This window comes from Streptomyces sp. NPDC006510 (assembly GCF_040611955.1).
GTDB lineage: Bacteria > Actinomycetota > Actinomycetes > Streptomycetales > Streptomycetaceae > Streptomyces.
In genome coordinates, this window is sequence record NZ_JBEXPH010000012.1 from 24,608 (window position 1) to 37,374 (window position 12,767).

A 12,767-nucleotide genomic window follows, 5' to 3' on the forward strand; every position below is an offset into this window, starting at 1 on the left:
TCATGACCGCGAACAGTACGGCGTACAAAGCGCCCGGCACGTCCCAAGCGGGCGGCACCTCCGCCCGCCCGCTCCGGCGCCGCCGCCCGGCCTCGCCCGCGCGCCGCTCCGGCTGGACCCCCTGGCTCTACCTCCTGCCCGCACTCGTCCTGCTCGGCGGGCTGCTCGTCTACCCGATCTACCAACTCGGCCTGATCTCCTTCCTGGAGTACACCCAGGCCCAGGTCAGCGGCGGTGAACCGACCACCTTCCAGGGCTTCGGGAACTACGCGACGCTCTTCGGCGACAGCCAGTTCTGGCAGGTGCTCCTGGCGACCGTGGTCTTCGCCGCCACCTGCGTACTGGCCACCCTGCTCGTCGGCTGCGCGCTCGCCGTCCTGCTGACCCGCGTCCGGGCCCTGCCGCGGCTCGCGCTGATGATGGCGGCGCTCGGCGCCTGGGCGACCCCCGCGATCACCGGGTCCACCGTCTGGGTGTTCCTCTTCGACCCGGACTTCGGCCCGGTCAACCGGGTGCTGGGGCTCGGCGACTTCTCCTGGACGTACGGGCGCTACAGCGCCTTCGCCCTGGTACTGCTGGAAGTCCTGTGGTGCTCGTTCCCGTTCGTCATGGTGACCGTGTACGCGGGAATCCGGGCGATCCCCACCGAGGTGCTGGAGGCGGCCGCGCTGGACGGCGCCTCGCAGTGGCGGATCTGGCGGTCGGTCATGGCCCCGATGCTGCGGCCGATCCTCGTCGTCGTCACCATCCAGTCGATCATCTGGGACTTCAAGGTCTTCACCCAGATCTACGTCATGACCAACGGCGGCGGCATCGCCGGCCAGAACCTGGTGCTCAACGTGTACGCGTACCAGAAGGCGTTCGCGTCCTCGCAGTACAGCCTCGGCTCGGCGATCGGCGTCGTGATGCTGGTGATCCTGCTGGCCGTCACGCTCGTCTATCTGCGCCTGGTGCGGCGCCAGGGGGAGGAACTGTGAGCGCACGGAGCATGCTGCGCATCCGCCGGCCCGGCCGGCTGGCCGCCGAGGCCGCGACCCTGCTGATCGCCGCCGCGGTCGCCTTCCCGCTCTACTGGATGGTGCTCTCCGCGCTCAAACCGGCCGGCGAGATCCAGTCCACCGACCCCCGCCCGTGGACACTGTCGCCGTCCCTGGACTCGTTCCGCCGGGTCTTCGAACAGAACGACTTCGGGCGGTACTTCCTCAACAGCCTGCTCGTCGCCGGGACGGTCGTCGTCGTCTCCGCGCTGATTGCCTTCCTGGCGGCGACGGCCGTGACCCGGTTCAGATTCCGCTTCCGGACCACGCTGCTGATCATGTTCCTGGTCGCGCAGATGGTGCCGGTCGAGGCGCTGACCATCCCGCTGTTCTTCCTGATGCGGGACTTCGGCCAGCTGAACACGCTCGGCTCGCTGATCCTGCCGCATCTCGCCTTCTCGCTGCCGTTCGCGATCTGGATGCTGCGCGGCTTCGTCAAGGCCGTCCCGGAGGCGCTGGAGGAGGCGGCCTGCATCGACGGCGCGAGCCGCACCCGCTTCCTGTGGCAGATCCTCTTCCCGCTGGTCTTCCCCGGCCTGGTGGCGACCAGCGTCTTCTCGTTCATCTCGACCTGGAACGACTTCCTGTTCGCGAAGTCGTTCATCATCAGCGACACCTCCCAGTCGACGCTCCCCATGGCGCTGCTGGTCTTCTTCAAACCCGATGAGAACGACTGGGGAGGGATCATGGCAGCCTCGACGGTGATGACCGTTCCCGTGCTGGTCTTCTTCGTACTCGTACAGCGCCGCCTGGTCTCGGGACTCGGCGGAGCGGTAAAGGACTGACGCCATGGACATGGACAAGGACCTGATCCCCGATCCGACCCCCGGCCTGATTCCGGCACCCGTGCACGTCGGTGGTGAAGGGCGGTGCGGCTTCCTGTTCGACCCGGCCACCACCATCACGGCGGCCCCCGGCACCGAGAACACCGAACGCTGGCTGCGCGCCACGCTCGGCGCCGCCTTCGGCCTGCCGCTCGCCCCGGGCGGCGAGCACGCCACGAACACCATCCGGCTGGGCATCGACCCGGCGCTCGAACCGGAGGGCTACCGGCTGAGCACCGGGACTGGCGAGCGCGTCGAGATCACCGGAGGCAGCCCCGCCGGGGTCTTCTGGGGCGCGCAGACCCTCCGTCAGCTCCTGGGCCCCGAGGCATTCCGCCGCGCACCCGTCGGCCGCGGCACGCGGCGCGCGATCCCCTTCACGGACATCGAGGACAGCCCCCGCTTCCCGTGGCGCGGCATGATGCTCGACGTGGCACGGCACTTCCTGCCCAAGGACGACGTCCTGCGCTATCTCGACCTCCTCGCCGCGCACAAGCTGAACGTCTTCCACTTCCACCTCACCGACGACCAGGGCTGGCGCATCGAGATCGAGCGCTACCCGCGGCTCACCGAGGTCGGCTCCTGGCGCCCCCGTACGAAGCACGGCCACCGGGCCTCCGAGCTGTGGGACGAGACCCCGCACGGTGGTTACTACACGCAGGACGACATCCGCGAGATCGTCGCGTACGCCGCCGAGCGGCATATCCGCGTCGTCCCCGAGATCGACGTACCGGGCCACTCGCAGGCCGCCATCGCCGCGTACCCCGAACTGGGCAACACCGACGTCATCGACACCACCACCCTCTCCGTCTGGGACACCTGGGGCATCAACACGAACGTACTCGCCCCCACTGACAACACCCTGCGCTTCTTCGAAGGCGTCCTCGAAGAGGTGCTCGACCTCTTCCCCGCCGCCACCTCGCCGTTCATCCACATCGGCGGCGACGAATGCCGCAAGGACCAGTGGAAGGAGTCGCCGGTCGCCCAGGCCCGGATCGACGAATTCGGCCTGGCCAACGAGGACGAACTGCAGTCCTGGATCATCCGGCACTTCGACACCTGGCTCACCGCGCGCGGACGCCGGCTGATCGGCTGGGACGAGATCCTGGAGGGCGGCCTCCCGGCGGGCGCCGCCGTGTCGTCCTGGCGGGGCTACGGCGGAGGCGTCGCCGCCGCCGAGGCCGGCCACGACGTCGTCATGTGCCCGGAGCAGCACGTGTACCTCGACCACCGTCAGGACGGCGGCCCCGACGAGCCGATGCCCATCGGCTTCGTCCGCACCCTGGAGGACGTCTACCGCTTCGAGCCCGTACCGCCGGGCCTCTCCGAGGAGGCGACCCGTCACGTCCTGGGCACCCAGGCCAATGTCTGGACCGAGGTGATGCAGAACCGGGCCCGCGTCGACTACCAGGTCTTCCCGCGCCTCGCGGCGTTCGCGGAGGTCGCCTGGTCGCCGCTGCCCGCCCCCGCCGAGCGGGACTTCGCCGCCTTCGAACGCCGAATGACCACGCACTACGCCCGACTTGACGCCCTCGGTGTCGACTACCGGCCACCGGGCGGCCCGTTGCCCCGGCAGCAGCGCCCGGGGGTGCTGGGACGACCCATCGACGGAGCGCCCCCGAACGTGTGATCCCGACCGCACCCGATCGCCGGCCGGCGCGCTCCGAGGGAGTGCGTCGGCCGGCAGTCTTTTGTCCGGAACTCGCCCTGCGGGAACGGGACGCGGGAACGGGACGGGAACGCGACGCGGGAACGGGCCGCGGAACGGGTACAGCAGCGGCCACTGTTGCCGGACACCAGAACAGAACAATCACCCACGAGCCATGCCGAAGAGTTGCAATTCACACTCTGCGTCGAAGCGGGGTGAAACGGGAACATTCCCCTGATCAGGGATGGATGCGCCCTTCGCGGACCCTCGCGTCGGTCCGATCCGAAGATGTGCCAGAGTTGCCACGTCCAGGCTTTGAGCACGTACCGTACGGCGAAACAGCCGGACAGCCGGGACACCGGGAAGGGGCAGCTGGGTTGACCACGCACGCACCGCAGGCGACGCAGTCCGTGACGCTGCCGGCCTCGCTCGACGAGGCCGTGGCGGCGCTCGGCGCCATGCCCGCCGCCGTTCCCGTGGCGGGCGGTACAGACCTGATGTCGGCCGTCAACAAGGGGCTGCTGCGCCCCTCGGGCCTGGTCGGCCTCGGCCGGATCAGCGAGCTGCGCGGCTGGCACTACCAGGACGGCCACGCCCTGCTCGGCGCCGGCCTCACCCACGCACGCATGGGGCGGCCCGACTTCGCCGCCCTCATCCCCGCGCTGGCCGCGTCGGCACGTGCCGCGGGCCCGCCCCAGATCCGTAACGCCGGAACGCTCGGCGGCAACATCGCCACCGCGGCCCCGACCGGCGACGCCCTGCCGGTGCTCGCCGCGCTGGAGGCCGAGCTGGTCATCGCGGGTCCGGGCGGCGCCCGCCGCGAGATCCCGGTCTCGCACCTGCTGGCCGGCCGCGACATGCTCGAACCCGCCGAACTCATCGGCTTCGTCCGGGTACCGCTGCTGCACGCCCCGCAGGTCTTCCTGAAGGCCACCGGCCGCACCGGCCCCGGCCGCGCCACCGCATCCGTCGCGATCGTCCTCGACCCGGCCCGGCGCGGAGTGCGCTGCGCGGTCGGCGCCATCGCACCGATGCCGCTGCGGCCGCTGGAGGCCGAGCGCTGGATCGCCTCACTGATCGACTGGGACGGCGAACGGGGTCTGGCCCCCGACGCGCTGGCCGCCTTCGGCGAGTACGTCGCCGCGGCCTGCATCCCGGACCAGGCACCGCCCGCCGACGGGGGAGAGGCGCCACCGCTGCCCCCCGCCGTACTGCACCTGCGGCGGACCGTCGCCGCGCTGGCCCGACGCGCGCTGGGGAGGGCACTGTCGTGAGCAACGAGGACCACAACGATCAGCACGGGCAGCAGGAGCACCTGCGGCACGGGGGCTGGCAGCCGACGCCGCAGGGCGGCGAGTACGACGCCGAGGCGACCGCCTTCGTCCACCTGCCGCCGGAGGACCTGGCGAACATCCCGCTGGCCGCACCCGGCCAGGGCTACGTACCGCCGATGATCCTGCCGCTGACACCCGCGGCCGGGCTCGACCCGTCGGCCACGGGCAGCTGGGTCGTGCAGACGCAGAGCCAGCAGGAGCGCGATGCGGGGTCGGGGCAGCCTGCACCCGAGGCGGTGCACTGGCCGGACCCGAACCACCAGCAGGGGCCGTACGACTACGAGTACCCGCAGGCTCCTGACGCCCCGCAGGTCCCGCACGATGCGTTTTCGCAGGAGCAGTACCGGGAGACGCCGGCGGCCACGGGGCAGTGGAACTTCACCGAGTCCGCGGAGTTCGGCGTCCACGCGGGTCAGGCCGACCATGCGGGGCACGGGGGGCACGCGGGTCAGGCCGACCATGCGGGGCACGGGGGGCACACGGGTCAGGCCGACCATGCGGGGCACGGGGGGCACGCGGGTCAGGCCGACCACGTCGACCACACCGGTCACGTCAGCCATGGTGGCCCCACCGGCCACACCGGCCAGTGGACGATTCCGGTCGCCGACGGTGATCTCCCGGAGGAGTCCGGCGAGTTCGCGGCCTCGGCCCTGGCGGCCCAGTGGTACGGGGACCGGACCCCGCCGGCCACGCTGCCGGGCGGCGCGCCCGCGCCGTGGGCGACGCAGCAGCCGGCCCCGGAGCCCGAGCCCGAGTTCGCGGCGGAGCCGGCACTCCTGGCGGACATCGAGCCGGAGCACGCGCCGGAGCACGAGCCGGGAGCCGAGTTCGAGCGGCCGTCCGACGAGGCGTCGTCCGTGGCGTACGAGGACGCCCTGCGAGCACCCGAGGCCGTAGCGGCGGGACCGGCCCCCGAGGCGGCACCGGAGACGGAGCCCGCCGAGGCCGGCCCCGTACCCGCTGCCGAGGACCCGCACGCCGCTGATGCAACCCCCGCGCCGGAGATCGCGCCCGAGCAGTTCCCGGCCGGCCAGTCGCCGCAGACATCCCTCGACGACGCGCACGACGATTCGCACACTGACGCGCACACCGACGGGCACGACGACGCGCACACCGACGCGCAGGAGGCGGCCCGCGACGCCGACTCGGCTGACTCGGCAGCGTCGGCCGACACGGCACCGGTGGCGGCGGCGGATCCCGACACGCCCCCCGCCCCGCCCCTGGAATCCGAGCCTCCCGAGGCCGGGTCCCTCGAATCCCAGTCGCTCGAATCCCAGCCTCTCGAATCCCAGCCGCTCGAATCCCGCCCGCTCGGCGTCCCCGACGAGCATCCCGCCGCCTCCTACGTCCTGCACGTGAACGGCGCCGACCGCCCCGTCACCGACGCCTGGATCGGCGAGTCGCTCCTCTACGTGCTCCGTGAGCGTCTCGGCCTCGCCGGCGCCAAGGACGGCTGCTCGCAGGGCGAGTGCGGCGCGTGCAACGTCCAGGTGGACGGCAGGCTGGTCGCCTCCTGCCTGGTCCCCGCGGCGACCGCGGCCGGCAGCGAGGTCCGTACGGTCGAGGGCCTCGCCGTGGACGGCGAACCGTCCGACGTCCAGCGCGCCCTGGCCAAGTGCGGTGCCGTCCAGTGCGGCTTCTGCATCCCGGGGATGGCCATGACCGTCCACGACCTGCTGGAGGGCAACCACGCCCCCAGCGAGCTGGAGACGCGCCAGGCGCTCTGCGGAAACCTCTGCCGTTGTTCCGGCTATCGCGGTGTCCTGGACGCCGTCAACGAGGTCATCGCGGGCCGCGAGGCGACCCTCGACCCCGCCTCGTCGGACTCCACGCCCCCGGAGCCCGACGAGGCCCGCATCCCGCACCAGGCGGCCCCCGGCGCCGGCGGAATCCAGTCGCACCCGCAGGACGGAGGCATGGCGTGAGCAACGACGCAGCCACCGCTGCCAACGCGACCAGCACACGGATCACCACCCCGACGGCCGAGGGCCCCGACACCGAGCCGCCCGCACTCGGCCTCGGCGTCTCGCTGCCGCCCGCCGACGCGCGCGCCAAGACCGAGGGCACCTTCCCGTACGCCGCCGACCTCTGGGCCGAGGGCCTGCTCTGGGCGGCCGTCCTGCGCTCCCCGCACCCGCACGCCCGCATCCTGTCCATCGACACCTCGGCCGCCGTCGGGATGACGGGGGTACGGGCCGTCATCACGCACGAGGACATCCCCGGGGAGACCGCGTACGGCCGCAGGATCGTCGACCGCCCGGTCTTCGCGTCCGACCTGGTCCGCCACCACGGCGAGCCGATCGCCGCGGTCGCCGCCGACCACCCCGACACGGCCAGGCTCGCCGCCGCGGCCGTCGCCGTCGAGTACGAGGTCCTCGAACCGGTCACCGACCCGGAGAAGGCCTTCGCCGCCGAACCGCTGCACCCCGACGGCAATCTGATCCGCCACATCCCGCTGCGCTACGGAGACCCGGACGTCACCGGCGAGGTCGTCGTCGAGGGCCTGTACCGCATCGGCCGTCAGGACCCGGCCCCGATCGGTGCCGAGGCCGGGCTCGCCGTGCCCCGCCCCGACGGCGGAGTGGAGATCTACACCGCCTCCACCGACCCGCACACCGACCGCGATCTCGCCGCCGCCTGCTTCGGTCTCGAACAGGACCGGGTGAAGGTCGTCGTCACGGGTGTCCCCGGCGCGACCGGCGACCGCGAGGAACCCGGCTTCCAGCTCCCGCTCGGCCTGCTCGCCCTGCGCACCGGCTGCCCGGTCAAACTGGCCGCCACCCGCGAGGAGTCCTTTCTCGGCCACTCCCACCGGCACCCGACGCTGCTGCGCTACCGCCACCACGCGGACGCCGACGGGCGGCTGGTGAAGGTCGAGGCGCAGATCCTGCTCGACGCGGGTGCGTACGCCGACTCCTCGTCCGAGTCGCTGGCCGCCGCGGTCGCGTTCGCCTGCGGCCCGTACGTCGTCCCGCACGCCTTCATCGAGGGCTGGGCGGTCCGCACGAACAACCCGCCGTCCGGCCACGTCCGGGGCGAGGGCGCGATGCAGGTCTGCGCCGCGTACGAGGGCCAGATGGACAAGCTGGCCGCCAAGCTCGGCATCGACCCGGCCGAACTGCGCCTGCGCAACGCCCTGTCCACCGGCGACATCCTGCCCACCGGCCAGACGGTGACCTGCCCCGCACCCGTCTCCGAACTCCTCACCGCCGTACGGGACTTCCCCCTCCCCGCCCTCCCCAAGGACGCCCCGGAGGACGACTGGCTGCTCCCCGGCGGCCCCGAGGGCGCGGGCGAACCCGGTGCGGTGCGCCGAGGGGTCGGCTACGCCCTCGGCATGGTCCACATGCTCGGCGCGGAGGGAGCCGACGAGGTCTCCACGGCCACGGTCCGGGTCCACGACGGCATCGCCACGGTCATCTGCGCGGCGGTCGAGACGGGCCAGGGTTTCTCGACCCTCGCCCGCCAGGTCGTCCAGGAGACCCTGGGCATCGAAGAGGTCCGCGTGGCGTCCGTCGACACCGACCAGCCCCCGGCGGGCCCGGCGACGCACGGCCGCCACACCTGGGTGTCGGCAGGTGCGGTGGAACGCGCCGCCAAGATGGTCCGCACCCAGCTGCTCCAGCCCCTGGCCCACAAGTTCGGCATGTCGACGGAGCTGCTGCAGATCGCCGACGGCAAGATCACCTCGTACGACGGTGTGCTGTCCACGACGGTGACGGAAGCGATGGACGGCAAGGAACTCTGGGCCACCGCCCAGTGCCGCCCCCACCCGACCGAACCCCTCGACGAATCCGGCCAGGGCGATGCCTTCGTGGGCCTCGCTTTCTGCGCGATCCGCGCGGTGGTGGATGTCGACATCGAACTCGGCTCCGTCCGGGTCGTGGAGATGGCGATCGCCCAGGACGTCGGCAGGATCCTCAACCCGTCCCAACTGGCGACCCGTATCGAGGCCGGTATCACCCAGGGCATCGGCGCCGCCCTCACCGAGAACCTCCGCAGCGCCCGCGGTCTGATCCGCCACCCCGACCTCACCGGCTACGCCCTCCCGACCACTCTGGACACACCCGAAATTCGCATCGTCAAACTCATCGAAGAGCGCGACGTGGTGGCCCCCTTCGGCGCCAAGCCCGCCTCGGCGGTCCCCGTGGTGACGTCCCCGGCAGCAGTGGCCGCAGCCGTACGCGCAGCCACCGGCCGCCCGATCAACCGCCTCCCCATCAGGCCCCAGGCGGCAGTGGCGGCCCCCAACTCCTGAGCCCTGCACGGATGGCGTGATCCGGGTTGCACTTGCAACCCGGAGATGCACAGTGTCACCACTGCTGACTAAGGTGAACCCCGAAGCGGCAAAGGGCTGTTGCCAATCGGGGGAGGGCACTGTGGGCCAGAGCGATCCGGGGGCGGAATCACCGGCGTATCCACTGAGTTTCGTGGGTGCCGTGGGTGCCGTGGGGGCGGTGGCCCCGGGCGCCGCGAACGAACTATTCACCGAACTCTCGTCGTTCACCAAGTTCCGCGAACGCGTCGACGAGCTTCTGCGCGACCTCAAGGCGTCGCCGGCCGGGCCGGGAAAGCTTGGCGAAGACACTGTGGGGCGTTCGCAGTTCGGCGGCGGTGAGCACGGTGGATGGCACGAGGCCGATGATCTGCACGGAGTGTACAGCGACGTCATCACGAACCTGGAGCAGCTGTCCAAGCTGCTGTCAGACTCCATTGAGGGGTTGGGCATCGCAGTTCTCGCATCCCACAAGGGCTACGAGAACCTCGACCTGGACATCCGCGACCGCATGCTCGCGATCAAGAACGATGTGGTGGATTACCACGGTCGCCACGACGACGTCACAGACACGCCGGAGAAGCAGCCGGTCGGCGATGGCGGGTCAAAACAGCCACATGGCGGTGTGCACAAGAAGATCCGTGATCTCTGACGGCGGAGAGCGGTGGCTGGGGAGTTCAAGAGCGACGGAGATAGGGGGAGCCTCGGTATGGGGTACACGAGAAATCGTAAAACCACGCCGTTTGAGGACATGTCCCACGAGGACATGCTGAGCTGGCTGGACAAGGCCAACAGCGGCGCGGTGCAGGGTGCGGCAGACAAGCTTCGCTACGCTGCGGGGGAGATCCGCAAGATCGCGGAGGACTTGAAGGTGCGCCCGCAATGGGTCGAGTGGGAGGGCGATGGTGCGCACGCCTTCCGCACCTGGAGCGCAGACCTGGCCAACTCGACACTGCGCCTGGGCGACTACAGCGAGAGCGCCTCAAGATGGCTGACCGAGGCATCGAACGCCATTGCTGCAGCGCAGGCTTCAGTTCCTCGAACTGATGCGAGCGCCAAGGCGAACCTGGATGCTGCGCGGGTGGCTCGTAACGATCCGGATGCGTCGGCGGTCGCCAAGAAGTCGGCGGAGACGCTGATGGCAAAGCAGGAGTCGAATCGTCAGGACGCGGCGGCGGAGATGCGTAGGCTGGCGCAGTCCTACGCCTTCTCGTCGTTGCAGATGGACGGTTTGGAAAAGCCGACGTTCCCGACGCCACCGAAGGGCGTTCTGCCTGATGCCGAAGTGCAGCGAGACGCTTCCCGTCGGGATATCGCTCGTGCGGGAGCCGGGGGAGGAAGCGAAGGCGGTGTGCTGGGCGGAACGACGGCACACGGGCAAGGCTTCGATCCCTCGGTTCGTGGAGCAGCCTCTTCCGTGGGCGTGACGATGCCCCCGCCCTCAGTGGGTTCCCATACCCTGCGACCGGTGGACATGGAGATCGACGGAGCCACCACGTTGCCGGAGGCCCCGCCGGTTCCGGCTGCATCGCCACCGGGACAACCGAGCTTGGGCAGGCCGGACCTTGGACTTCCCTCAACACCAGTTCCACTGCCACCTACCTTTCGTGGCCCTGGGATGCCGCCCGGCCCAAGTGGTGCCGGTAAGCCAATTGGGGTTCCACGTCTGCCGAATGCCGGGCCGGGGCCGCTCAATCCTGTTGCTGTTGGCCGCCAGTCCGGGGGCGATGGCATTACCGGAGGACGGCCTGTTCCGCCGACTTCGGGACGTTCAACCGGTGGCCTTCCCCGCGGGACGGTGATCGGCGGCGAGGGTACGCAGGGACGCACGCCCATGGGCCGGGTCCCGAGTATGGGAGGCATGGGTGCCGGAACAGGCATGGGCACAGGAGCCGGCCAGGGTGGTGTGAACGGCGGCCGCCGACTGGCGGGCGAATCGGGTGGAGTCGTAGGAGGTCGCCCCCAGCGATCGGGGCCTACCGGCACACGTCCGTTCACGCCTGGGGGCTCTGGCCTGGCGAGGGCAGCCAAGCCGGCCGAAGGCGGGCATGGGACACATCGCGGGGATTCGGGTGAGCGGCCGGACTATCTCACCGAGGACGAGGAGACCTGGCATACGGGTGACCGGCGTGTCGTGCCTCCGGTCATCGACTGATCACGAAGAGAGATGTGAAGGAATCGGATGCGTAGCAGCAGCTCGGGAGTCACTCGCCGTCGAACCGTGGTTTCCGTCGCTCTGGGGCTGATGCTGGTCGGTGTCACGCCCTTGTCCGCGCAGGCGGATTCCGTGCGTTCCCGGCAATGGCACTTGGACGCCATGAAGGCCGAGGGCATGTGGGCAGTCAGCACCGGAGAGAAGGTGATCGTCGCAGTCATTGATTCCGGTGTGGACTCTTCGAACCCAGACCTTCTGGGGCAAGTACTCAAGGGGAAGGACCTGGCGCCGGACTCTTCTGGTGATGAACGCGTTGACTACAACGGTCACGGCACCGGAATTGCGGGTCTTATTGCCGGAACAGGCGAATCCGGGGGCGGGGACGGAGCCTTCGGCCTCGCGCCCGGCGCGAAGATCCTTCCGATTCGAATGCAGGATGACGCCGGTAGGGTCAATGGTGCCACGGGCAGCGCCCACTTCAACAGGGATCTCGCCGTCGCAATTCGCTATGCCGCGGACAACGGGGCGAAGGTCATCAATGTCTCGCTAGGAAACGAGGTTGGAACGCGACAGCTTTCGGATGCCGTGAAATATGCGCTCGACAAGGGCTCGCTCATCTTCGCGGCTGCCGGGAACAGTGGTGACAAGGGCAACTTGCTTGAGTACCCGGCGGGGACCCCAGGTGTTGTGGGAGTGGCATCGATCGGCAAGAATCTCACGACGGACAAGACGTCGCAGCACGGGCCACAGATTGATCTTTCGGCTCCCGGAGTGGGAATGATCCACGCATGTGGTGGTGGGTCCGAGCTCTGCGAGACAAGCGGAACCAGTGACGCGACTGCAATTGCTTCCGCGTCCGCAGCTTTGATCTGGTCCAAGCACCCGGACTGGACGAACAATCAAGTTCTGCGTGTCCTGATCAATACCGCCAGCGGTCCGGCCGATGGTGCCAAGCGTAACGATTATGTGGGTTACGGCGGTGTCCGCCCCCGCATCGCCCTGAAGACCCCCGGCGACCCCGGCCCGGCCGACGTCTACCCGCTCCCCGATCTCGCGGCGGTCGAGAAGTCCAGCCCCAGCCCCTCTGCCAAGCCTTCCAAGACAGCCAGGGGTTCAACGGAGGACGACGAGCTCGCCGCTACAGCTCCGGCATCCGACGACAGCAGTAAGAACGGCCTCTGGATCGGCATCGGTATCGGCGCAGTCGCGCTCATCGGCGTAGTAGCCGCCGCCCTGATCATCCGTTCCCGCCGCCTCAAAGCCGCGGCTGTAGTTATGAGTCCGAACCCCTATCAGCACTCATACCCGACACCTCTGCCGTATCAGCAGTCCTCGTACCCCGCTTACGGCCCGCCTCCGACTGGTCATACGGGTAACTCCGGGTACAGCGGGGGACAGGGGCCCGGACCGCATCAGCAGGGATGATCCTCCGCTCATCGGTGGGATGGACCCTCCGCGCCGTATCGCTCGGCCAGGCAGCGCGGTGGGAGCCG

Annotated in this window: 9 protein-coding genes; all 9 read left to right on the forward strand. The window is 70.0% G+C overall.

Going from position 1 to position 12,767, the window contains the following annotated elements:
- The first annotated feature begins 2 nt into the window (after positions 1 to 2).
- The 9 genes from ABZY11_RS06345 (at position 3) to mycP (ending at position 12,699) form a co-directional block, all read left to right on the forward strand.
- Entirely contained in the window at positions 3 to 977 is a 975-nt protein-coding gene (locus ABZY11_RS06345; protein WP_356478000.1) for a sugar ABC transporter permease, read from the forward strand.
- Complete coding sequence (locus ABZY11_RS06350; RefSeq protein WP_356478001.1) at positions 974 to 1,822, forward strand: carbohydrate ABC transporter permease; 849 nt, start codon at positions 974 to 976, stop codon at positions 1,820 to 1,822. Before ABZY11_RS06345 ends, ABZY11_RS06350 begins: the two co-directional genes overlap by 4 nt.
- Before the next feature lie 4 nt (positions 1,823 to 1,826).
- Entirely contained in the window at positions 1,827 to 3,491 is a 1,665-nt protein-coding gene (locus tag ABZY11_RS06355; protein WP_356478002.1) for a beta-N-acetylhexosaminidase, read from the forward strand.
- A 395-nt stretch (positions 3,492 to 3,886) separates the two neighbouring features.
- Positions 3,887 to 4,783: an FAD binding domain-containing protein gene (locus tag ABZY11_RS06360; protein ID WP_072484141.1), complete on the forward strand. Its 897-nt coding sequence runs from the start codon at positions 3,887 to 3,889 to the stop codon at positions 4,781 to 4,783.
- Positions 4,780 to 6,768 (forward strand): 2Fe-2S iron-sulfur cluster-binding protein, encoded by a 1,989-nt coding sequence (locus ABZY11_RS06365; protein WP_356478003.1) that lies wholly within the window; start codon positions 4,780 to 4,782, stop codon positions 6,766 to 6,768. The genes ABZY11_RS06360 and ABZY11_RS06365 overlap by 4 nt, the downstream gene beginning before the upstream one ends.
- Positions 6,765 to 9,101, forward strand: a complete 2,337-nt coding sequence (locus ABZY11_RS06370) for a xanthine dehydrogenase family protein molybdopterin-binding subunit (RefSeq protein WP_356478004.1) — start codon at positions 6,765 to 6,767, stop codon at positions 9,099 to 9,101. Before ABZY11_RS06365 ends, ABZY11_RS06370 begins: the two co-directional genes overlap by 4 nt.
- 121 nt (positions 9,102 to 9,222) lie before the next feature.
- Positions 9,223 to 9,771: a hypothetical protein gene (locus ABZY11_RS06375; RefSeq protein ID WP_356478005.1), complete on the forward strand. Its 549-nt coding sequence runs from the start codon at positions 9,223 to 9,225 to the stop codon at positions 9,769 to 9,771.
- 57 nt (positions 9,772 to 9,828) lie between these two features.
- Complete coding sequence (locus tag ABZY11_RS06380; RefSeq protein WP_356478006.1) at positions 9,829 to 11,274, forward strand: hypothetical protein; 1,446 nt, start codon at positions 9,829 to 9,831, stop codon at positions 11,272 to 11,274.
- Positions 11,275 to 11,301: 27 nt separating this feature from the next.
- Positions 11,302 to 12,699, forward strand: coding sequence for a type VII secretion-associated serine protease mycosin (gene mycP / locus ABZY11_RS06385; RefSeq protein WP_356478007.1), 1,398 nt, complete (start codon positions 11,302 to 11,304; stop codon positions 12,697 to 12,699).
- The last annotated feature ends 68 nt before the right edge of the window (positions 12,700 to 12,767 follow it).

Excerpts from the sequence above, each read along its gene's own strand:
- ABZY11_RS06345 (WP_356478000.1), top strand. The coding sequence starts at position 3 with ATGACCGCGAACAGTACGGCGTACAAAGCGCCCGGCACGTCCCAAGCG.
- ABZY11_RS06355 (WP_356478002.1), top strand. The coding sequence starts at position 1,827 with ATGGACATGGACAAGGACCTGATCCCCGATCCGACCCCCGGCCTGATT.
- ABZY11_RS06380 (WP_356478006.1), top strand. The coding sequence starts at position 9,829 with ATGGGGTACACGAGAAATCGTAAAACCACGCCGTTTGAGGACATGTCC.
- mycP (WP_356478007.1), top strand. The coding sequence starts at position 11,302 with ATGCGTAGCAGCAGCTCGGGAGTCACTCGCCGTCGAACCGTGGTTTCC.